Annotated in this window: 21 protein-coding genes and 2 tRNA genes; 10 read left to right on the forward strand and 13 right to left on the reverse strand. The window is 63.5% G+C overall.

What is annotated here, in order from left to right; all coding sequences use genetic code 11:
* Positions 1-137: 137 nt before the first annotated feature.
* Both hxlB and QAZ22_RS19020 read left to right on the forward strand, forming a co-directional pair.
* Positions 138-704, forward strand: coding sequence for a 6-phospho-3-hexuloisomerase (hxlB, locus tag QAZ22_RS19015; protein ID WP_278202269.1), 567 nt, complete (start codon positions 138-140; stop codon positions 702-704).
* A 4-nt stretch (positions 705-708) separates the two neighbouring features.
* Entirely contained in the window at positions 709-1,455 is a 747-nt protein-coding gene (locus QAZ22_RS19020; protein ID WP_278202270.1) for a creatininase family protein, read from the forward strand.
* A gap of 156 nt (positions 1,456-1,611) precedes the next feature.
* On the opposite strand, the gene QAZ22_RS19025 is transcribed toward QAZ22_RS19020, so the two are convergent.
* The 3 genes from QAZ22_RS19025 to QAZ22_RS19035 form a co-directional block, all read right to left on the reverse strand.
* Positions 1,612-2,529, reverse strand: coding sequence for a carbohydrate ABC transporter permease (locus tag QAZ22_RS19025; protein WP_278202271.1), 918 nt, complete (start codon positions 2,527-2,529; stop codon positions 1,612-1,614).
* Between the two features lie 8 nt (positions 2,530-2,537).
* Complete coding sequence (locus QAZ22_RS19030; RefSeq protein WP_278202272.1) at positions 2,538-3,659, reverse strand: sugar ABC transporter permease; 1,122 nt, start codon at positions 3,657-3,659, stop codon at positions 2,538-2,540.
* Positions 3,660-3,817: 158 nt separating this feature from the next.
* Positions 3,818-5,494, reverse strand: coding sequence for a sugar ABC transporter substrate-binding protein (locus QAZ22_RS19035; protein ID WP_278202273.1), 1,677 nt, complete (start codon positions 5,492-5,494; stop codon positions 3,818-3,820).
* A gap of 279 nt (positions 5,495-5,773) precedes the next feature.
* Here QAZ22_RS19035 and ugpC point away from each other — a divergent pair, with 279 nt between their 5' ends.
* The 5 genes from ugpC to QAZ22_RS19060 all read left to right on the forward strand — a co-directional run bounded on the left by ugpC (position 5,774) and on the right by QAZ22_RS19060 (position 9,126).
* A complete protein-coding gene (ugpC, locus tag QAZ22_RS19040) occupies positions 5,774-6,832 on the forward strand; it encodes a sn-glycerol-3-phosphate ABC transporter ATP-binding protein UgpC (RefSeq protein WP_278202274.1) in 1,059 nt (352 codons plus the stop codon).
* 84 nt (positions 6,833-6,916) lie between these two features.
* Positions 6,917-7,369: an RbsD/FucU family protein gene (locus QAZ22_RS19045; RefSeq protein WP_278202275.1), complete on the forward strand. Its 453-nt coding sequence runs from the start codon at positions 6,917-6,919 to the stop codon at positions 7,367-7,369.
* Between the two features lie 4 nt (positions 7,370-7,373).
* Positions 7,374-8,318, forward strand: a complete 945-nt coding sequence (gene rbsK, locus QAZ22_RS19050) for a ribokinase (protein ID WP_278202276.1) — start codon at positions 7,374-7,376, stop codon at positions 8,316-8,318.
* A 326-nt stretch (positions 8,319-8,644) separates the two neighbouring features.
* Positions 8,645-8,896, forward strand: coding sequence for a hypothetical protein (locus QAZ22_RS19055; protein ID WP_278207885.1), 252 nt, complete (start codon positions 8,645-8,647; stop codon positions 8,894-8,896).
* Between the two features lie 131 nt (positions 8,897-9,027).
* Entirely contained in the window at positions 9,028-9,126 is a 99-nt protein-coding gene (locus QAZ22_RS19060; RefSeq protein WP_278074032.1) for a putative RiPP precursor, read from the forward strand.
* 13 nt (positions 9,127-9,139) lie between these two features.
* Here the strand turns inward: QAZ22_RS19060 and QAZ22_RS19065 are convergent, their stop codons facing one another.
* Positions 9,140-9,301, reverse strand: coding sequence for a hypothetical protein (locus QAZ22_RS19065; RefSeq protein WP_278202277.1), 162 nt, complete (start codon positions 9,299-9,301; stop codon positions 9,140-9,142).
* A gap of 247 nt (positions 9,302-9,548) precedes the next feature.
* On the reverse strand, positions 9,549-10,895 hold the full coding sequence (locus QAZ22_RS19070; RefSeq protein WP_278202278.1) for an FAD-binding oxidoreductase: 1,347 nt from the start codon (positions 10,893-10,895) through the stop codon (positions 9,549-9,551).
* A 339-nt stretch (positions 10,896-11,234) separates the two neighbouring features.
* Here QAZ22_RS19070 and QAZ22_RS19075 point away from each other — a divergent pair, with 339 nt between their 5' ends.
* Positions 11,235-11,624 carry a hypothetical protein gene (locus QAZ22_RS19075; RefSeq protein ID WP_278202279.1) on the forward strand — a complete coding sequence of 130 codons (390 nt, stop codon included), beginning with the start codon at positions 11,235-11,237 and terminating at the stop codon, positions 11,622-11,624.
* A 279-nt stretch (positions 11,625-11,903) separates the two neighbouring features.
* Here QAZ22_RS19075 and QAZ22_RS19080 read toward each other — a convergent pair.
* A tRNA-Asp gene (locus tag QAZ22_RS19080) sits at positions 11,904-11,980 on the reverse strand.
* A gap of 218 nt (positions 11,981-12,198) precedes the next feature.
* Between QAZ22_RS19080 and QAZ22_RS19085 the strand changes: the two genes are divergently transcribed.
* Positions 12,199-12,274: transfer RNA gene (locus QAZ22_RS19085), tRNA-Val, on the forward strand.
* A 23-nt stretch (positions 12,275-12,297) separates the two neighbouring features.
* Here the strand turns inward: QAZ22_RS19085 and QAZ22_RS19090 are convergent.
* The 5 genes from QAZ22_RS19090 to QAZ22_RS19110 form a co-directional block, all read right to left on the reverse strand.
* Positions 12,298-13,068, reverse strand: coding sequence for an SDR family oxidoreductase (locus QAZ22_RS19090; protein WP_278202280.1), 771 nt, complete (start codon positions 13,066-13,068; stop codon positions 12,298-12,300).
* 13 nt (positions 13,069-13,081) lie between these two features.
* On the reverse strand, positions 13,082-14,077 hold the full coding sequence (locus QAZ22_RS19095; protein WP_278202281.1) for an ABC transporter permease: 996 nt from the start codon (positions 14,075-14,077) through the stop codon (positions 13,082-13,084).
* Positions 14,078-14,192: 115 nt separating this feature from the next.
* Positions 14,193-15,233, reverse strand: coding sequence for a sugar ABC transporter substrate-binding protein (locus tag QAZ22_RS19100; RefSeq protein WP_278202282.1), 1,041 nt, complete (start codon positions 15,231-15,233; stop codon positions 14,193-14,195).
* A gap of 41 nt (positions 15,234-15,274) precedes the next feature.
* On the reverse strand, positions 15,275-16,039 hold the full coding sequence (locus QAZ22_RS19105; protein WP_278074039.1) for an ATP-binding cassette domain-containing protein: 765 nt from the start codon (positions 16,037-16,039) through the stop codon (positions 15,275-15,277).
* Positions 16,036-17,202 carry an ROK family transcriptional regulator gene (locus QAZ22_RS19110; RefSeq protein ID WP_278202283.1) on the reverse strand — a complete coding sequence of 389 codons (1,167 nt, stop codon included), beginning with the start codon at positions 17,200-17,202 and terminating at the stop codon, positions 16,036-16,038. The genes QAZ22_RS19105 and QAZ22_RS19110 overlap by 4 nt, the downstream gene beginning before the upstream one ends.
* Before the next feature lie 220 nt (positions 17,203-17,422).
* Here QAZ22_RS19110 and QAZ22_RS19115 point away from each other — a divergent pair, with 220 nt between their 5' ends.
* Positions 17,423-18,601 (forward strand): M24 family metallopeptidase, encoded by a 1,179-nt coding sequence (locus tag QAZ22_RS19115; protein WP_278202284.1) that lies wholly within the window; start codon positions 17,423-17,425, stop codon positions 18,599-18,601.
* A 273-nt stretch (positions 18,602-18,874) separates the two neighbouring features.
* On the opposite strand, the gene QAZ22_RS19120 is transcribed toward QAZ22_RS19115, so the two are convergent.
* On the reverse strand, positions 18,875-19,630 hold the full coding sequence (locus QAZ22_RS19120; protein ID WP_278202285.1) for an ABC transporter permease: 756 nt from the start codon (positions 19,628-19,630) through the stop codon (positions 18,875-18,877).
* Entirely contained in the window at positions 19,627-20,400 is a 774-nt protein-coding gene (locus tag QAZ22_RS19125) for an ABC transporter ATP-binding protein (protein WP_278202286.1), read from the reverse strand. Before QAZ22_RS19125 ends, QAZ22_RS19120 begins: the two co-directional genes overlap by 4 nt.
* Between the last annotated feature and the right edge of the window lie 80 nt (positions 20,401-20,480).

Here is a 20,480-nt window from a genome sequence, read left to right on the forward strand (position 1 = left end):
TATCACGCCGCTGGCACAGCAAAAGCACCGAGGCTCGTTGGACAGCAATTTTCGCGGTGATAGCATGAACAAAAACAAGTGTTTCGCACGAAAAGCCGCAAGCCTGATCAAGCCTCGGCAGAATGGGATGAACCGCCATGACGCAAGCCGGACCGGACATGTTTGCAACCGCGCTGGACGAGCTTGCCGCCGTGGTGCGGCGTATCGATGACGACCGGGTCGACGCCGCCTGCGCAATGCTGGCCGATGCCGGCAAGATCGTCGTCTATGGCTGCGGCCGGGAGGCACTTCAGGTCAAAGGCTTCGCCATGCGGCTCTATCATCTAGGCCTGCCGGTTTCGGTTGTCGGCGATATGACCACGCCGCCGCTGGGCGAAGGCGACATCTTCCTCGCGAGCTCCGGACCGGGCGAAACCACCACCGTGCTCACCTTGATGCGTGTCGCCCGCGACGCCGGCGCCAAGGTGCTGCTGCTTACCGCCGAACCGGCGGGCAGCGCCGCGAAGCTTGCCGACTTCACGCTGCTCGTTCCGGCCCAGACCATGGCCAGCGACCACGGCGCCGCCAGAACTTCGGTGCTGCCGATGGGCTCGCTGTTCGAGGGCGCGCTTTTCCTGCTGTTCGAAGTGATGGTGCTGAAGCTCAAGGCGCTCACCGGCGCGACCCCGGAAGCGATGCGCGCCCGGCACACCAACTTGGAGTAGAGACATGCGCTACGAACTGATGCTGCCGCACCAGATCCGCAAGGCGATCGAAGAAAACTGGCCGGTCGTGCTGCCGCTCGGCGTGCTCGAATACCATGGCGAGCACATGGCGGTCGGCATGGACACGCTCGCCGTCATCAAGACGCTCGAACTCGTCGAGAAGGAGAGGGACATCGTCATCCTGCCGCCCTTCTACTATGGCGCGGCGAGCTATGCCGTGGAGCCGCCGGAAGGCAGCGGCTCGGTGCAGGTCGGCGGTCCGGTGCTGGCTCCCTTTGCGGAAGAGCTGTTCTACGGCCTGCTGCGCATCGGCTTCCGTAACATCCACGCCATCATCCATCACCAGACCGAGAATTTTGTCGCCGGCATGCCGACCGATCTCGCCTTCAAGACCGCTGGCCGGCAGGCGATTTTCCGTTTCCTGGAAAAGGAGCGCGGCGAGGGCTGGTGGGGCTCCGACAAGATGGCCGACTATTATGCCGGCCACGCCCAGGGCGAGAATGTCTTCAACTGGGTGCAGGTGCATCCGCTGATGCCGGCCGCCGCCATGAACGGCAAATACCCGTTCGACCATGCCGGCATCGGCGAGACGTCGCTGATGCTGGCGCTATGCCCCGAGGCGGTGGATGCCGGCCATTTCGCGGACAACAAGGGCTGGTACACGAAGGGCGCGCCGGAGGCTTCGGCCGAGCTGGGGCAAAAGGGCGTCGCGATGATCCTCGATCACCTACGGGCGATCCTGCGAGCCTAGCTCCCCCTTCTCCGCTTGTGGGAGAAGGTGGCCGCGAAGCGGACGGATGAGGGGTGTTCCAGGGAACGCCGACGTTCACTCCGCTGGAACACCCCTCATCCGTCTCGGCGCTAACGCGCCGATCCACCTTCTCGCACAAGGGGAGAAGGAAAGGGGCTACTTCACCGAACCGGCTGTCATGCCCATGATCAGATAACGTTCGAGCGCGATGCCGATGATCGCCAGCGGTGCGATGGCTGCCGTGGCAAGGGCTGCCATCGACCACCAGTTGATGCCTTGCGAGCCGGTCTGGCTCGCCACCATCACGGGGATGGTCTTGGCATCCGTCGAGGTGAGCAGCGCGGCGAAGAAATATTCGTTCCAGCAGAGCACCATCGCCAGGATGAAGGCGGCGACCATGCCGGGCAGCGCGATCGGCATGACGATGCGGAAGAACGCGCCCCAGATCGACAGGCCGTCGACGAGTGCTGCCTCCTCGAGTTCGACGGGAATGGAGTTGAACTGGTCGCGCATGATCCAGATGACGATCGGCAAGACCATCAGCGTGTAGAGGAGCACGAGCCCGATGCGCGTGTCGAGCAGGGCCACCTCGCGGTAAAGCACCAGGAAGGGCAGCGCCAGCACGACCGGCGGCAGGATGAGCTGCGACAGGAAGAAGAAGGAGATGTCCTCGTTCTTGAACCACGCGAACTTGTAGCGATAGCGGGTGAGGCCATAGGCGGCGAGGCTGCCGATGACGATGGCAAGGCTGGATGCGCCGACCGAGGTGATGACCGAGTTCATGAAGCGCTTGAGGAATTCGTCGCGCACGGTCGAGGTCTGGAAGATCGAATCCGGCGATAGGCCGAGCGAGCGCCAGCCTTTCCAGTCGGGCTGGAAGTCGATGAAGGGGATGAGGTGGCCTTGCGTGACATCGACGGCCGATTTGAACGAGGTGGTGATCGTCCAGTAGATCGGGAACAGGCAGACGAAGGACCAGAACACCAGCGCGCCATAGATGAAGACGCGGCTGGTGATGAAGGCGGCCGGCGAGCGGATCTCGGAAACGGTGTATTCGGTGGTCTGGACGCTCATGATGCCGCTCAGTTGACGTTGCGCACGAAACGGCCGGCGATCTTCAGCAGCCAGGTGACGAACACGACGATGATGATCAGGTAGACCATGGCGAGCATGGTGCCGTAGCCGACATTCGAGCGGTCGCGATACTCGCGGTAGATGAAGCTCGAAACCGAATCCGTGGCGCCGCCGGGGCCGCCGGACGTTACCGTGATGATGATATCGGCAAGCTTGAGCTTGAAGATGATGCGCAGGATCACCGCCGTCAGCGACACCGGCAGCATCAGCGGAAAGGTGACCTGCCAGAAGGTCTGCCATGCGTTCGCGCCGTCGACGCGCGCCGCCTCGATCACCTCGCGCGACATGGCCTGCAGGCCGGCGAGCAGCATGATCATCATGAACGGGATGAAGGTCCAGGCGTCGAGCACCATGATCGAGATGCGCGCTATGATGGGGTCGGAGAAGAAGGCCGGATTGTTCCAGCCGAGATGGCGCGCCAGCGTCGATGCCGGTCCGAACCGGTATTCCATCAGCGATTTGCCGACCATCCAGGAGACGGCGACCGGCGACAGCATCAGTGGCAGCAGAAAGACCACGCGGAAGAATTTTCTGGCGCGGATCTGCGCGTTGAGCAGCAGCGCCAGTCCGAAGGCGATGACATATTCGACCAGCACCGCCAGCACGTAGAGCACCATGTTGAACAGCGCGTTGCGATAATAGGGATCGCCCAGCATCTGCCAGAGATTGTCGAGCCCGTTGAACCTGCGGCCGGAAAACGAGCTGAGGTTCCAGTCGGTCAGCGCGATGTAGAAGCCAAACAGCGTCGGGAAGATCACCATGGCTATGGTGAAGAGCAGCGCCGGCAGCAGGAACAGCGCGCGTTGGCCGTCCTCGCCGCGCGTCAGCACCTGCCAGGCGCCGAGCGCGACACCCCACAGCACATAGGCGTAGACCACGGGACGCCAGGTATAGAAGCCGACCGTGTCGACTTCGGTCTTGTAGAGGATCTGCATCACGATCGTCGCCAGCAGCGCGAGCGTCGCAGCAACCATCAGGGCCCAGCCGAGGCGCTTGCGGCCGGGCGGAATGAGATCGGTCGCCGTGGAATTTGCCGGCCACGCATTCGCGGTCGAAGTCTGCTCAGCCACGCTTATCGCCTCTACCTTTTGTTTTCACGCAATTCCGGACGGAAAGCCGCTTCACACTTTTCCTGGAATTGCTCGAAGCCCAAGTGATCGGGCGATGCCGGTCAAGATGCGGCCCGGCGACGAGGTGTCGCCGGGCCGCGACTTTCTCACGAGACAGCCTACATGCCGAGCGAGGCTTTGTAGAGCTTGATCTGGTTCTCGCGTCCGATCTGGTCGGTCAGCTTCTCCCAGGCGGCGGCGATGGCATCTGCGCCTTCCTGCGCCTTCATCTTGCCGGCGAAGGTGTTGGCCAGGATGTCCTCGGCGGCGCTGTAATACTGGAAGATGCCGGGGATGCGCGGCTCGATCGCGGCGTTCGGATGGTTGTAGGAGTCGCCCTCCGACTTCAGATACGAGGTGATGAAGGCCTCGTCATAGCCGGCCGCCACCCATTCCGGAATGTTGAAATGGGAGTTGCGATAGGGCTGGAAGCCGGAAGGATAGGCCGCGCACCACAGCGACAGATCCTTGCCGCCGAGATGGGCCGCCGCCGACCACGCCGCCTTCTTCTTCTTCTCGTCGCTGTCGACGCGGGCCATGACATAGACGCCCCAGCCGAGATAGGCGCAGTTCGGCGCATAGTTCGGGCCGCTGGCCAGCTTGTCCCACTTGCCGGTCTTGGAATTGTAGACATCGTCCGAGCCCGGCAGGATCGAGAAGCCGGTGACGTCGCCGATGACCGAGGAGTCGTTGGTCTTGACGTTGGAGCCGATGTCGCCCCACCAGGGGATCATCGAGCCGGTGCCGGCCAGAAACTGCTGGAAGCCGGTGGTGTTCGGATCGGCGTTGATCTGGTCCGGCGGCTCCGAGGGCAGGGCGTCGATCACGTCCTGGATGGCCCGCACCCAGGCCGGATTGTTGATGCGCGGCTTCATCGTGTCGGCATCGAACAGCCAAGCCTTGTCGTCGGGGTGCTTGGCATAGGCCGAGGCGCGGCTGCCGAGGAAGTAGAAGCCGAAGCCGCCCCAGGGCTTGGGCGCGTCGAGGTAGCCATAGACGTCCTGGCCCTTGAACTGCTTGCCCTTGAGGAACTTGGTGACGGCCTGCACCTGCTGCCAAGTCTTCGGCACGCCCCATTCGGCCATGCCTGCCTTGTCGCCGCCGTCGGCTTTCCAGGCTGCCGCCAGCTCGGAGTCGGAGAACACGTCGGTGCGGTAGTTGAAGTTGTGCGTGTCGCCGTCGATGGTCACGCGGTATTGCTTGCCGTCCCAGGTGCCGACCGGCGGCTTCAGGTAGTTGACGAGATCGTCCATGTCGATCTGCTTCTTGACCCAGTCGGGCATCTCCGAGGTGAGGCCCTTGCCGCAGACGTCGCCTTCGAAGGGCGCACCCATCTCGATGATGTCGAAATCGACGGTCTTGGTTGCAATCGACTGCTGCAGACGGGCGTTGTAATCGGCCTGGGCAAGGTCGATCCAGCTGATCTTGGCGCCGGTATAGGCCTCCCACGGCTTCAGGAAGCCACGGAACAGCACGTTGTGCAGGTTCTGATTGTTGAGGCCCATGAAGGTGAGCTCGACGCCGGCGAATTCACCTTCCTTGACGTTGGCCTTGGTCGCTTCCAGGCAAAGCTCGCCGACTTTCTGGAAGTCGGCGTCCGTCGGCTGGCCTTTGCCGACGCCCGGGATCTGCAGGATTTTCGCGCGCAGATCATCCGCGGCGGCGGCCGGTTTGGTCAGCGCGCCGAGCCCGGCGCCGGACGCCGCGGCAAGTGCCGCCATGCTGGCCGCGCCTTTCAGCACATCGCGGCGGGTTGCCCCGGCTCGCACCAGTTTTTCGTAAAGATCGACTCTCATCTCAAGGTTCCTCCCAGAACTTCAGTCGCGAATTGATTTTGCCAATCTCTCGGACGCCGAAACGTCTGCGGTTCTCCTATACCATAGGGGGACGTGGGACCCCACCCTGCGTCGCCTGGAGATCCGATTTCCCGGACAAGGACCGGCTGTCGGATTGGCACTCGCCACTATTCGCGTAATCGATTACCTTGTCAACAAGAATGGCTTTTTATCTATAAGATACCGACTTGCCCTTGCCGTTGGCAATGGCTAGCTTCCACGAAAAAGATAGGGGAGACGATGGCTCAAGTCGCAATTAACAATGTGGCCAAGGCATTCGGAACCGTCAAGGTTCTGCATGAGGTTAGCGTCGATATCGCCGACGGCCAGTTCGTCGTGCTGGTTGGCCCTTCGGGATGCGGCAAGTCCACGCTGCTCAGGATGGTGGCGGGACTGGAAACGGTCTCCGGCGGAACGATCTCGATTGGCGACCGTGTCGTCAACCACCTGGCGCCTGCCAAGCGCGACATCGCCATGGTATTCCAGAACTACGCGCTCTATCCGCACAAGACGGTGGAGCAGAACATGGCTTTCGCATTGAAGCTGCGCGGCACCGATCCGGCCGTCGTTGCGGAGCGAGTGAAGCGCGCAGCCGATATCCTCGACCTCAATCCCTATCTCAAGCGCTATCCGCGCCAGCTTTCCGGCGGCCAGCGCCAGCGCGTCGCCATGGGCCGCGCCATCGTGCGCAATCCGCAGGTGTTCCTGTTCGACGAGCCGCTCAGCAATCTCGACGCCAAGCTGCGCGTGCAGATGCGCACCGAGATCAAGGAACTGCACCAGCGGCTGAAAACCACCACCATCTATGTCACCCACGACCAGATCGAGGCCATGACCATGGCCGACAAGATCGTGGTGATGCGCGACGGCCGCATCGAGCAGGTGGGCGCGCCGCTGGAACTGTTCGACCGGCCGGCCAATTTGTTCGTCGCCGGCTTCATCGGCTCGCCGGCGATGAACCTGCTCAAGGGCACGGTGAAGAAGGGTGAGAAGCCAGTCGTCGACATAGCGGGCTCGGCCTTTCCGATGCCCGCCGGTGTCGCGACCGAGGACGGACAGGCCGTCGTCTACGGCGTGCGCCCGGAGCATCTGGAAATCCATCCCGACGGCGTCGCATCCACGATTTCGGTGGTCGAACCGACAGGCTCGGAGACCTTGGTGTTCGTGCGCTTCGGCGAGGGCGAGATGGTGGCGCTGTTCCGCGAGCGCCACGACTTCAAACCGGGCGATACGTTGAAACTCAGGCCGCGGCTCGACCACGTCCATCTCTTCGATGCGGGGACCGGCAAGCGCCTTTAGAGCTTTACGCAATTCCGGACGGAAAACCGCTCACACTTTTCCGGGAATTGCTCCAGACCGCACACAGACTTCCGAGAGGGAACCATGCTCAAAGGGATCAATCCGCTGCTCAATGCCGATGTGCTCCAGGCGCTGCGGGCTATGGGGCACGGCGACGACCTGATCATCGCCGACTCCAATTTTCCATCCGACTCCGTCGCGAAGCAGACCGTGCTCGGCAAGCTGCTGCGCATCGATGCGCCGGCGGCCGAGGTGGTGAAGGCGGTGCTGTCGCTCTACCCGCTGGACAGCTTCGTCAACGATGCGGCCGCCCGCATGGAAATCGTCGGCAAGCCGAACGAAATCCCGCCGGTACAGAAGGAGGTGCAGAAGGAGATCGACGCGGCCGAAGGCAAGTCCTGGCCGATGATCTCGATCGAGCGTTACGCCTTCTACGAGCGCGCCAAGAAGTCCTATTGCGTCATCCAGACCGGCGAGCGCCGCTTCTACGGCTGTTTCGCCTTCCGCAAGGGCGTCATTCCGCCGGAAGCGGAGTAGAGAAATGGCCGCCGGCAAGCCAGTCGTCATGAAGCCTGTTGTGATCTTGGGCGTCTTCGTCGCCGATACCGCCTATCGCGCCGACCGCCAGCCACGCATGGGCGAGACGATCCTCGGCAACTCGTTCAAGCTCGGACCGGGCGGCAAGGGCTCGAACCAGGCGGTCGCCGCCGGCAAGCTGGGTGCCGACGTCACGTTCTTGACGAGGCTCGGCGTCGATGCCTTCGCCGACATGGCCAAGCAGACCTGGAAGGCGGCGGGCGTGAAGAGCGCCGTGATCGACACGCCGGACAGCTATACGGGCGCCGCCTACATCTTCGTCGAAGAAGGCAGCGGCAACAACGCCATCATCGTCAGCCCGGGTGCTGCGATGCTGATCTCGCCCGCCGACATCGAAGCTCACGCCGATCTGATCCGCTCGGCCGGCGTCTTCGTCACCCAGCTCGAGCAGCCGATCGACGCGGCGCTGAAGGCGCTCGAGATCGCACGCGGGGTAGGGGTGACGACCATCCTCAACCCGGCGCCGGCAGCCAGCCTGCCGGACCGCATCTACGCGCTCTGCGACTATGTCACGCCGAACGAATCCGAGGCCGAAGGGCTGACCGGCATCACCGTCGCTTCGGTCGATGATGCCCGCCGCGCCGCCGACAGTCTGCTGGCGAAAGGCGTCGGCGCCGTCATCGTGACGCTCGGGGAGAAGGGCGCGCTGCTCCACACCAAGGACCGTTCCGACCATGTCGGCGCCGTCAACGCCGGCCCGGTGGTCGAGACCACGGGCGCGGGCGACGCCTTCAATGGCGGCTTGGCGGCGGCGCTTGCCACGGGCGTCGAGCCCTTGGAGGCGGTACGCTTCGCCTGCGCTGTCGCCGGCATTTCGGTGACCCGTCCGGGCACGGCTCCGTCCATGCCGACGCTGCAGGAGGTCGAGGCGCTGCTGGCGAGGGCTTGAAGCCGCCAACCTCACGTATGGCCCAACGGGTCGGTAGCGCTCGTCGGGCGCCTGCCACGACCCTTGTAATTCAGTGTCTTACGACGACATGGTTGCATATTAGCAACGGTTAATATTATTCGACGCCAACGCCTTGCTTCGACGGCGCAGCTGTCCCGTAATGGGTCACTGTGTCTGGCATCCCTATTGCATTGCCAGCAATGCCGGAGTGGACCGCGCTCCGGTAGCCGGGGGCAAATTTGGGGGCCCGCCGCTCCCGAACGGGGCGGCGGGCTTTTTGAGAATCGAGTTGAGGGTCGCCTCGAGACGCCAAAGCCTTGGGTGCCGTGCCGATGTATTTTCCTCAATTTCTGATCGGTATGTTCGCGACGTCGTTGATCGTTGCGATCTGGGCTGAGCTGGAGACCGGCTCCATCTGGAAGGCGCTCGGCTGGGCCATCCTTGCCTTGATCATCCTTCAAATTGGATACTTCGGACTGGTGGTCCGGTTGATCTACAAACGGGGAACGGAAGGTACCGAGGCTGACTTGGTATCGACAAGCTCCACGCCCTCGGTCCATCGAGCGCGTCCGCGTTAGTGGGCGTGCGCCCGGTCCCGCCTTCGGTCCGGCTCACATCAGCTGTCAATCCGCTCCTCGGAACGCAACGAGTGCGAGTGCGTTCACTGTCTTGATCGAACACAAGGCAGCCCGGTTCCCGGAACGGTGAGATGAAAAAGCCCTATGAAAAGCCCACGCTTGTACGGCGCGAGAAGCTCACCGCGCGCACCGCCCAGATCGTCGCCTCCGGCGTGATATTGGGCGAGTGAACCGGAAGCGCGGCTAAAGAATCTTGCTGGTCAGTTCGAGCGTCGTCGTCGCGCCTTGCTCGCTGCCGGGAACATGCACCACGCGCATGACGCGAAGGTCCCTGTTCGATCCCTCGATCAGCAAGGACACGCTTTCGCCAACCCGCGGCAATTCTTGAAACGCGAGCTCGTCCACCTCCCTGGCGTCGTCAATCGAAAAGCGGCATAGCACAGCCATCTCAATCTCTCGTCTTTTGTCCCTGTGCGGAACGAGACAGCTACGCAATGGTTCCGAGAGGTCGGCAGAGCACATGCTTTGGGCGGAGATGCGTGGCCGTGCGCTCAGGCGGCATATCTGTTGACGCCGCCTGGTGAGACGTTGCTCGGCTGACGAGCTGAACAACTGAGGCTTGGAGCTTTATTTGAGACCGAACGTGACGCCGCTAGAGAGCAGGGCCTGGCCGAATGGCGCTGCCGTCGTAAAAGCGCGACAGGCGGAAGCGGGTGAGGTCGTGCCCAATCTCGTTTCCTTGGATCATGTCGGAGACGACCCGACCGATTCCCGGCCCGATACCGAAGCCGTGACCGCTCATACCCGTTGCGACGACGAGGCCGACGATCGCCTGCACGCGATCCACTATGGGGACGACGTCCGGCATCGCGTCGATCATGCCTGCCCAGCTCGCCTTTAGGCGGACCGGCCCGAGCTGCGGGAACAGGCGCCTGAAATTGCGTTCGATCGAACGCAGACCGGAACGTTCGGGAGCGGGATTGAGCACCCGCATTCTTTCGAAGGGACTTTGGGAATCCGGCGCCCATTGACGTCGCGTCGACCAGCCGTCCGGGTAACCCGCCGGCGCGGCCGGCGAATAGCGTGAGCCGAAAGGATTGGCGATCAGGGCGGGAAGGTATTTCGTCGCATGCCGGAATGCGTCGGGCCCCAGGTAGAGCAAATGGCTGCCTCCCGGAGCGAGCGTGTATCCGCCATCCTGTCGGCGTCTGAAAGCGATATGCTCTCCTGCCGCGGCGCCTGCGTGGATTTCTGGCAGCGGCTCCGTTGCCGCGGCGGTCGACCTGACGCTGAGCTGGGGAATGGAAACGCCATGTCTTCTCAGGAACAGGGAAGACCACGCACCGCCAGCGAGCAGAACGCTGGACGTCTCGATGTGACCCGCCTCGGTCCAGACACCGCTGACCCTGCCGGCCGAGATTTCCAGGGTTCGCGCCGCGCAATTCTCCACGATCTTGACGCCTTTGCGGGCCGCAAGCCGAGCGAGAGCGGGCACGGCCATCCAGGGCTCCGCCCGCATGTCGGAAGGTGTCGTCATCGCGCCCTTGAAACTGCGTGACATGCCTTTGATGAGGCCAGCGGTTTCCTGCGCGTTCAGAAGGCGAGTGTCGATCTTGTGGACGGCGGCGATCTTCATGAATGCTTCGAAGCCGGCCATTTTGTCTTCCGAGCTTGCCAGGTAGGTCACGCCTGTCTGCTTCAAGCCGATGTCTTCGCCGCATTCCTCAGCCAACTGCCGCCAGTGACGGGAGGCCTCGATCACGATCGGCAGCTCGTCCGCATCGCGTCCCTGCTTGCGGATCCATCCCCAATTGCGGGAGGACTGCTCGGCCGCAATCCGGCCCTTTTCCACCAGCGTCACCGAGATGTTGCGCCGCGCAAGAAAAAGCGCCGTCGTCACACCGATGACGCCGCCGCCGATGATCACGACGTCCGAACTTTTCGGCGGGGGACCGGGATATTGAATGGGGTTCGCTTCGGAGAACGGGAAAGTAGGCAAGTGGCGCATCCTGAAAAAGACGACGACAGCTATGGCCCACTGGCCGCCACCTTTTCTTGAGGCAGTTCAAGGGAAGGTGAAGTACAAGCTGCTTGGCGAGCGCCCGATATTCGCCCAAAACAGACGGGTAGCCGACGTATGTGCGGCCACGATTCAAAGCTCGATCACATCGGATAACGTTTGCGTTCCACCTCCGTTTCAACGCAGGGGTGGCCTCTATATCTCGTCGCGGGCCGAGAACCGCCGGCGGTGAGTGGCTGCATCGCGACACGACGCGACCAGACGGCCCATTTCGGAGAAGCGGTACAACCGCTTCCTCCACCATAGGGAGAAGCCATCATGCGCTCTTTCATGCCAAAAATCGTCGCGGCCGCATCGATCTTCGCGGCCATACCGCTTTCGAGCGCCTATGCGGTGCACCGTCACCACAAGGTCGACACCATGACCACGGCATCGGTGCCGGCGGATCCAAAGGCGAAAGCGGCGTTGGATCAGTTGCTGAACGTAAGGCAGGGTATCCGAGCGGCAAGGCAAGCCGGCAAGATCACGCAGGACCAGGCACGCGACCTGATGCAGCAGGCGGATACCATCCAGCGTACCGCGCTGACTTCCGGAGACCGTTCGGCGCTAGGGCAGATCAACGCACTGGATCAGCGGCTTCAGAATGCCACCGGCCAAGGCACCTACATCGGTAGTGGCGGCGACGGCGGCTATTACCCGAACGGCTGACGAAGATACGAGCTTCATAAATGGCTGCCGGCGTGACCAACGCCTGCTCTCAGAGCCGTCGGAGAAAAGAGCTTGAAGATCAAGCCTTTCTCAACCCCACGCCGGCGCCACCACCATTCTCAAGGATGAGCTTGACACTTGCTATTTCAAGGGCGCGGCAGACAAACATCCATGTTGTTCGCCTGCCTCGTCGGGCTGCCAAGATGCGGACTCGAGAAATCGAATGATTTTCCCCGCCAGAACAGCAGGACAATAAATACAATGATTTCCGAGAGGGAATGGCGCGAGTGACGGGGCTCGAACCCGCGACCTCCGGCGTGACAGGCCGGCACTCTAACCGACTGAGCTACACCCGCGCACTGACGAGCACGTGTCAGGCGTGTTCGTCGTTGGGGCGCTGGATAAGGGGTTCGTTTGCGGGTGTCAAGCGCGGCATGTGAGCATAACGGCAATCAGCGGAAGGTTTTTTGACAAGTGAGCCGGCGTTGGGGAAATCCGCCGGATAGCGGGTGCGCCGGCCGTTCATTGGGCCTTGCGAACGGAGCCCTAACTGCTTAAAGGTCCGGCCCGGAGCGGGCGATTAGCTCAGTTGGTAGAGCGCTTCGTTTACACCGAAGATGTCGGCGGTTCGAGCCCGTCATCGCCCACCAGCTTCCCGGCACCGATCAAAGAATCACGGCGGCGTCAGGCGGAAATCCTGGCCTTCGGGCAGGAGCTGGCCGCCATCGACGACGATCGTCGTGCCGGTGATGTAGCTGGCGTCGTCGGAAGCCAGGAACAGGAAGGCGTTGGCGACGTCGCGCGGCGTGCCGAGGCGCCCGAGCGGCACGGCGTCCTCCATGCTCTTGATGAAGGCGTCGTCGCGGTGCAGCTTCATGCCTTCGGTCAGGATGTTGCCGGGCTCGACGCCGTTGACGGTGATGCCATAGCCGGAAAATTCGAGCGCCGCGGCGCGGATGAAGCCGTTGATGCCGGCTTTGCTCGCCGAATAATGGCCGTGGCCGGGGCTGCTCACCTGCGGGCCGGTGATGGAGGAGGTGAAGAGCATGCGGCCGCTGCCCTGCGCCTTCATCGGCGTGAGCGCCGCACGGGCGGCGTTGAAGCTGCCGCGCAGATTGACCGCCATGACGCGGTCCCAGTCTTCCGGACTGGTGTTCTCGATGAGCTGCCAGGGGTAGATGCCGGCGTTCTGGACGATGATGTCGAGACGGCCGTGGCGCTGCAGCGCCAATGTCACCACCGCTTCCGCGTCGGCCATTTTCGAGATGTCGGTGTGGATGAAGGCGGCGCCCAGCTCGTCGGCGCTCGCCTTGCCGGCCTCGGCTTCGCTGTCGGCAAGGACGAGTTTCGCCCCCTCCTCGGCGAAGCGCTGGGCTATGCCCTTGCCGATGCCGCGCGCGGCGCCGACGATCGCCGCCACCTTGCCTTCGATGCGTCCAGTCATGCGAGCCGTCCTGTCATGCGAGTCTTTGGCGAATGGTCTGCTTGAAAGCGTCGAGCAGCACGGCCGCCAGCACAAGCAAGCCGTGGATGACCTGGGTGAAGTTGGCCGGCAGGCCCATGAGGTTGATGGCGGTGTTGATGGCCGACAAAAGCAGCACGCCGGCATAGACGCCGGGCAGGGTGCCGACGCCGCCCTTGAGGCTGACGCCGCCGATGACGACGGCTGCGAAGGCGTTGAAGAGCAGGCCGACGCCGAGATTGGCGGTGGCGCCGGAGGTACGGATGGCGAGCAGCCAGCCGGCGAGGCCGGCAATGGCGCCGGCAAGCACGAAGGCGATGATCAGGTTGCGGTTGACGCGGATGCCGGCGCGGAAGGTTGCCGTCTCGTTGCCGCCGATCATCACCAGATGCCGGCCGAACGGCGTCTTGGCCAGGATCAGCGAGAAGACGACGAAGCAGCCGACGGCGATCCAGGCGGTGAGCGGCAGCCCGGCGAGGCGCTGGATGCCGAACCAGCGGATGGCCGGCGCCAGGTCCTGTGCCGATCGCCCGCCCGAGACCACCAGCACGAGGCCGCGCACCCAGATGTAGGAGGCCAGCGTGATGATGAAGGCGCTCATCTTCAGCCTGACGATGAGGAAGCCGTTGACGACGCCGATGACGGCGCCGACCACAAGCGCGACGGCGAGCGACACCGGCACCATCAGCCACTCCGGATGCAGCTGCAGGCCAAGGCCGATGCCGGACGAGCAGAACATGATGCCGACCGCCATGGCGCTGAGGGCAGCCACCGATTCGACCGAAAGGTCCATGTGACCGGCGATGATGACCAGCGCCAGGCCGATCGACATGACGCCGAGCACGCTCGAAGCCTCGATGATGTTGGCGAAGATGCCGAGCTGGAAGAAGTTGGGAATGAAGATCGAGAACACCGCCAGCACGAAGACCAGCATGAACCAGACGAGATTGTCGAGCACGAGCTCGAGGATATGGCGGGTGCGTGGGCTCATCATGTGATCCGGGTAGGGCCGATCCGGTTGACGTCAGGACTGGATGCGCGGCCGCTGCCTGCGGACGCGCCGAGAGGCTCCGGGCCGGCAGGCCCGGAGCTCGATGCGGCAAAGCCTATTCGACGGACTTCACCGTATCCGTCGGCGGCTTCTGGTTGCCCCAGAAGGCGGGGTTGTCGACGTTCGCCTTGGTGATCGCCGCGCCCGGGATCTTGATGTTCGGGCCCCAGGCTTCCTTGGTCACGACCGACTTCAAGCCGAGCACGTCATAGTCGCCGGGCTTGATCTCCTGCTTGTTGGCGACCTTGTCCATGAACATCGCGACCGCGGCGGCCTGCGCATAAAGCGGCTGCTCGACCTCGACGTTCAGCCAGCCCTTGCGGATCAGGTCGAGGCCGACCGGCGCGCCGTTCGAGCTCATCAGCATCACGTCGCCCGGCTTCTTGCCGGCGGCCTCCAGCGAGGCGACGGCGGCGACCGAAAGATGCGCGGCGTGGCTGAAGATCAGGTCGATGTCTGGATTGGCCAGGATCTGGTCGGCGACGATGGTGCCGGCGTTGCTCGCCTCCCACTGCATGGCCGGAAGCGAGATGATCTTGACGTCCGGAAACGCTTTCATCTTCTCTTCGAAACCCTTCTGGATGTCGAGGGTATACGGGTCGCCGGGATCGCCGAGCACCTGCAGGATCTTGCCCTTGACCGAGCCGTTCTTGGCCTTCAGCAGCGCTTCGGCCTGTTCGGCGGCGATGTGGCCGATCTCGACGGTGCCGGCGACGGAGGTGAAGTCGGACGGCGTCGCGGTGATCTGGCGGTCGAACTCGACCACCGGGATGCCGGCCGCGCGGGCGGCTTCAACGGATGGTTTCAGCGCGTTGAAATCGACCGCGGCGAGGATGATCGCCTTGGGCTTCAGCGCGATGACGTCGTTCATCTGCGATTGCTGGGCGTCGGTCTTGTTGTCGGCGTTCAGCGTCTTCATCTCGTAGCCGACCTGCTTCAGGAACAATTCCAGCGCGCTCACCGAGCCGGTCTGGAATTCGTCGAGCAATGTCGGGACCAGGTAGTAGACGGTACCCTTGGACTGGGCGAATGCCGGCGTGAGCGTGGCAAATGCCAGGGCCAGGATACCGAAGACAGAAAGTAGCAGTCGTTTCAATGTCGTTGGCTCCTCTTTTCGCCGGACCCCTCATTTGTCCCTCAGCCCGCCGGTCCGGCACCGGCGAGCGTCTCTCCGGTGATCATGTTGATCACCGCATCGGGACTTGTCTTGTTGCGGGCAACGTCGCCGGCCACGACGCCCTGGCGGATCACCACGATCCGGTCGGCGACCTGGAAGGCCTGCTGCATGATGTGGGTGATGATGACGACGCCGATGCCCTGGCTCGCCACCTGGCGGATCATGTCGAGGCCGCGGCGCGTCTGCTCGACGCCGAGCGCGGCGAAGGGTTCGTCGAGCAGCACCAGCTTGCCGCCCCAATGGACGAAGCGGTTAAGCTCGATCGCCTGCCGCTGGCCGCCCGAGAGATGCTCGACCTTGGTGCGCAACGAGGGAATGCGCGTGCCGGCATTGGCCAAGGCCTTCGCCACCACGGCTTCCATGGCGCGCTCGTCGAGCACCGGAACGCCCAGCACCTTGCGGGTGATCTCGCGGCCCATGAAGAAGTTGGCCACCACGTCGACATTGGTGCAGAGCGAGAGGTCCTGATAGACCGTCTCGATGCCTGCGGCCTTGGCCTCCGCGGGCGATTTGGCAAGGAACTCCTTGCCCTCGAACAGCATGCGGCCGGAGGTCGGCTCGAGCCCGCCGGCGATGATCTTGACCAGCGTCGACTTGCCGGCGCCGTTGTCGCCCAGCAGCGCCACTACCTCGCCGCGTCCGATCGAAAAGCTGATGCCGCGCAGCGCCTGGATGGCGCCGTAGTTCTTGGTGACGTTGTCGAGGACCAACAGGGGTTCGCTCATGCCGCGATGTCTCCGCCTTTCAGAAGGTCGCCCTCGCGCTGCCGCTTGGCGGTGAAGATCTGGCCGAAGCGCGGGGAAAGCACGCCGGAAACGGCAAGCGCGGCCGCACCCCGCAACACTGCATGCTGACCGCCCCGGGCGACCAGGATGCGCGGCGCCGTGCGATCCCTGCGGGCCGAGACCGAATTGTGCAGCGGTTCGGCCGACGCCGCCAGCCGTTCGAGCAGGGCAGGGGAAGCCAGCCCGCCGAGGACGATCGTTTCGGGGTCGAAGAGGTTTTCGATGATGGTGATGGCATTGCGGAAGACCGGCGCGATCTCGGTAACCCAGTCGGCATCATCGCCGCTCCAGCGGCCTCGCGCTTCCAGCGAGATGTAGCGTTCGAGGCAGCCGCGGTTGCCGCAGGGACAGGGCTCGCCGCCCGGAACGACCGGAATGTGGCCGATCTCGCCGGCATTGCCCCAGGCGCCGCGCAATACGCTGCCGTCATGCAGCATGGTGCCGCCAAGGCCGACGCCGAAGTAGAGATAGTAATATTCTGAATGTTTCGTGCCGAGGCCGTAGAAGCGTTCGCCCATCGCGGCTGCGGCCATGTCGTTCTCGAAAAAGGCCGGCAGGCCAGTGACGGCGGTCAGCCGCTCGCGCAGCGGAACTTCCTGCCAGCCGGCCATGGTGGTCGGGCCGACAAAGCTCATCGGCTCGACACCGAACGGTCCCGGCAGCGCCATGCCGATGCCGATGACGCGGCCGCCCGAGCGGCGGCCGGTCAATTCGGCGACCATGGCGCCGATTGCATCGAATGCATCGTCGGGAGCGGCGTTGGGCGCTTCGCGATGCGCGCTCTCGATAACGTCGCCGCTGAGGTTGATCAGCGCCGCATCGATACCGAGCGGGGTGAGGTGGATGCCGACGGCATAACCGCCTTCCGGATTGACGCGCAGCGTTGCCGGCGGCAGGCCGCGGCCCTTCGGCTCCTCGCGAACCGACAGGATGTAGCCCTGCTCTTCCAATTCGCGCACGATGGTCGACACCGTCTGTACGGTGAGGCCGACATGCCGCGCGATCTCGCCGCGGGCGATCGGGCCGAAGCGGCGAATGGATTCGAGCACGATGCGCCGGTTGTACGGCCGTCCGAACTCCTGATTGGTCCCCCGCAACGCCATCGCCTGCGCTCCCAGTTGACGCTAAGTTCGCAGAGAAGATTTATTCAGTCAAATGGAATTCAAAAATAAATTGGCGATGAAATCACTGAAATCGGGGAACGACAGGACGGGTTAGGACCTGTCGACGTGGCGGCCTTGGCTGATTGCTCCCCGCCGAAGCCTCCTCGATGGTGATGGTGAGTGAACCAGCGACCGTTGACGCAGCACGCATGGAGCAGAGATGATCGAATTGCCGTTTGCCCGCGACGAATATCAGCAGCGGCTTCGCAAGATCCGCAGCGAAATGTCGAAGCGTGGTCTCGAACTCCTGATCGTCAACGACGTCGCCAACCAGCACTACATCACCGGCTATGACGGCTGGTCGTTCTACACGCCGCAGGTGGTGCTGGTTCCCATCGAGGATGCCGAACCGGTCTGGATCGGCCGCGCCATGGATGCGGCAGGCGGTCTTCTGACGGTATGGATGAAGCCTGAGAATGTGGTCGGTTTCCCAGAAGACCATGTTCAACGGGCCGACCGCCACCCGATGGAGTGGATCGCGGGCTGGATCGTCGCCAAGGGCTGGGGAAACAGGCATATCGGCATCGAACTCGAAGCGTATTATTTCTCCCCGAAAGGGCATGCCCGGCTCGTCGCCGGGCTTCCCAACGCAAAATGGCATGATGCCGATCTCCTGGTGAACTGGATCCGCGCGGTCAAATCCGCGCCCGAGATCGCCTATCTGCGCAAGGCCTCGACGCTCGCCGAAGCCGCCGTCGCGCGGGCCTTCGAAGTCATTGCGCCGGGCGTGCGCGAATGCGATACCATTGCCTCCATCCAGGCGGCGCAGATCGCCGGCAGCCCGGACTTTGCAGGCGATATCACCGCCCTTCCGCCAACGATCCTCGGCGGCGAGAATGCTTCGGCCCCCCACATCATGTGGAGCGACAGGCGGTTCGGGGAAAACGAGACGATTGCGCTGGAACTCGCTGGCGTCTGCCGCCGCTACGCGGCCGGGCTGGCGCGAACGATGCAGCTAGGGAAGACACCGACGCGTGTCTCGGACACCGCCAAGGCGGTGATCGAGGGCATGGATGCGGTGCTTGACGCCGTCAGGCCGGGAACGTCGGCCGAAGCGGTCGAGGCTGCGTGGCGCAAGGTCATCCAACGCCATGGGCTGAAGAAGGAATCGCGCATCGGCTATTCCATCGGCGTCGCCTATCCGCCGGATTGGGGCGAACACACGATCAGCCTCAGGCCGGGCGACAAGACCGTGCTTGCGCCCGGCAACGTCGTTCATTCCATCCTCGGCATGTGGATGGATGGCTGGGGCATCGAGATCAGCGAGACCATCCTGGTGACCGAAACCGGCTGTGAGACCCTGACCAAGTTCCCGCGAGAGATCCATGTCAAATCCTGAGGGCGAGGCGATGGCAGGCCCTGCCGGCAGCGCCGCTGCGGCCAACATCTGTCAGAGACGCCCGTCGGTCGATTTTCGGTTTGGAATCCGCAACGGAGGTCGAATCGGTCTATCCGCTTCATCACCCCAGATTTCCGCGTCGATGAGGCGGCATTGAAGGCGGGCGCCGCGCCCTCGGCCGCGGCGGCGGTCCGTTTTCTGTCCGTGCAACCGGACTGGCCAAGGCGAACACCGGCTCGTGCGGAGTGGGTACGGACCGGCTGCGACGCCCGTTCAGTATCTGATCACCCGGCGCTCGATCAGCACGACGATGCAGAACAGCGCGATCGACAGCGAGGACGAGAGCACGATCGCGGCGTAGAGACGGTCGGACTGGTAATTGAAGGTCGCCTGGATGATCAGCGCGCCAAGTCCTTTGTCCGAGCCGATCCATTCGCCGACGATGGCGCCGATCACCGCAGTGGCCGAGGCGATGCGGAGCGAGGAGAACAGCATCGGCAGGGCGCGTGGCAGGCGCAGGCTCCAGAAGATCTCCGAGCGCGTCGCCGACAGCACGCGGAACAGTTCGTGCTCGTTGTCGCTTGCCGAATCGAGGCCGCGGATCATGTTCACCAGCGTCGGGAAGAAGCAGATCACCGCGGCGATGACGATCTTCGGCGTCATGCCGAGGCCGAAGATCAGGATGATGATTGGTGACAGCGCCAGGATCGGAATGGTGTTGAAGAACAGCACGATCGGGAAATAGGCGGCCTGCAGGATGCGGCTGTGGACGAAGAGCACCGCAAGCAGCACGGCTGCCAGGTTGCCGATGACGAAGCCGGCCAGCGCCTCGATGAGCGTCGGTCTGAGATTGTCGATGAGCAGTGCGAAATTCTTCTGGAAGACGCCGAAGATCGCCGTCGGCGCCGGCACGATATAGGCCGGCACGCCGAGCAGCGGCAGGAGGTACTGCCAGGCGAACAGGATCGACGCCGCGCCCAGAACGGGTAGCGCAATCATCATTTGCGGGGAGAGCGGCGTCTGTCTCACGATGCGCGCTCCAGCGCGGCGCGCAATTCCACCATGGCGGCGACGATAGCGGCATCCTCGCGCTTGCAGCGATTGCCCTCCTGCTTGAAGGGCCGCATGTCGAGATCCTTCACCACGCGTCCGGGATTGGCGGCGAGAACGATGACGCGCTCGCCGAGATAGGCGGCCTCGGCGATCGAATGAGTGACGAACAGGATCGTCGTGCCGGCGCGCCGCCAGAGCGCCAGCAATTCGTCGTTGAGGCGGTCGCGGGTGATCTCGTCCAGCGCGCCGAAAGGCTCATCCATCAACAGCAGCCTGGGCTCGCCAAGCAGGGCGCGGGCGATCGCGACACGCTGGCGCTGGCCGCCGGAAAGCTGATGCGGCAGGCGTTCACCGAGACCGCCCAGCCCCATCAGTTCCAAAAGTTCCGCACTTCGGTCTTCGATCCTGCGCGTCAGTCTGCGCTGGCCGATGCCGAGCGGCAGCCGCACATTGTCGCGCACCGTGCGCCAGGGCAACAGGGTGGAATCCTGGAACACGAAGCCGACATCGCGGCGCGAGCGCACCGCATGCGGTGTGGCGCCAAGCACGCTGATCGTGCCGCCGAGCGGGTCTAGCAGGTCCGCTACCACCCTCAGCAAGGTCGACTTGCCGCATCCCGACGGGCCGAGGATCGACAGGAAGGAGCCGGCCGCGACGGTCAAGTCGAGGCCGGAAAGCACTTTGACGGCCGTCTGTCGGCCGCCGTAGCCGACATCGAGCCTCTGGGCTTCGATAGCGTTCGCCATTAGATCGGCATGACGTTTGGTTGAATCGTCATGCTGATCTACCTCCTTGTTGGAGCATGATCTTTTTCCGAAACCCGGTT

The organism is Mesorhizobium sp. WSM4906 (assembly GCF_029674625.1).
Taxonomy (GTDB): Bacteria; Pseudomonadota; Alphaproteobacteria; order Rhizobiales; family Rhizobiaceae; genus Mesorhizobium.

What these genes read in the sequence shown, in the direction of transcription:
- QAZ22_RS19115 (WP_278202284.1), top strand. Translation starts at nt 17,423, where the DNA reads ATGATCGAATTGCCGTTTGCCCGCGACGAATATCAGCAGCGGCTTCGC.
- QAZ22_RS19035 (WP_278202273.1), bottom strand. Translation starts at nt 5,494, where the DNA reads ATGAGAGTCGATCTTTACGAAAAACTGGTGCGAGCCGGGGCAACCCGC.
- QAZ22_RS19045 (WP_278202275.1), top strand. Translation starts at nt 6,917, where the DNA reads ATGCTCAAAGGGATCAATCCGCTGCTCAATGCCGATGTGCTCCAGGCG.
- QAZ22_RS19060 (WP_278074032.1), top strand. Translation starts at nt 9,028, where the DNA reads ATGAAAAAGCCCTATGAAAAGCCCACGCTTGTACGGCGCGAGAAGCTC.
- QAZ22_RS19090 (WP_278202280.1), bottom strand. Translation starts at nt 13,068, where the DNA reads ATGACTGGACGCATCGAAGGCAAGGTGGCGGCGATCGTCGGCGCCGCG.
- QAZ22_RS19095 (WP_278202281.1), bottom strand. Translation starts at nt 14,077, where the DNA reads ATGAGCCCACGCACCCGCCATATCCTCGAGCTCGTGCTCGACAATCTC.
- QAZ22_RS19110 (WP_278202283.1), bottom strand. Translation starts at nt 17,202, where the DNA reads ATGGCGTTGCGGGGGACCAATCAGGAGTTCGGACGGCCGTACAACCGG.
- ugpC (WP_278202274.1), top strand. Translation starts at nt 5,774, where the DNA reads ATGGCTCAAGTCGCAATTAACAATGTGGCCAAGGCATTCGGAACCGTC.
- QAZ22_RS19105 (WP_278074039.1), bottom strand. Translation starts at nt 16,039, where the DNA reads ATGAGCGAACCCCTGTTGGTCCTCGACAACGTCACCAAGAACTACGGC.
- QAZ22_RS19025 (WP_278202271.1), bottom strand. Translation starts at nt 2,529, where the DNA reads ATGAGCGTCCAGACCACCGAATACACCGTTTCCGAGATCCGCTCGCCG.
- hxlB (WP_278202269.1), top strand. Translation starts at nt 138, where the DNA reads ATGACGCAAGCCGGACCGGACATGTTTGCAACCGCGCTGGACGAGCTT.
- QAZ22_RS19020 (WP_278202270.1), top strand. Translation starts at nt 709, where the DNA reads ATGCGCTACGAACTGATGCTGCCGCACCAGATCCGCAAGGCGATCGAA.
- rbsK (WP_278202276.1), top strand. Translation starts at nt 7,374, where the DNA reads ATGGCCGCCGGCAAGCCAGTCGTCATGAAGCCTGTTGTGATCTTGGGC.
- QAZ22_RS19075 (WP_278202279.1), top strand. Translation starts at nt 11,235, where the DNA reads ATGCGCTCTTTCATGCCAAAAATCGTCGCGGCCGCATCGATCTTCGCG.
- QAZ22_RS19125 (WP_278202286.1), bottom strand. Translation starts at nt 20,400, where the DNA reads ATGGCGAACGCTATCGAAGCCCAGAGGCTCGATGTCGGCTACGGCGGC.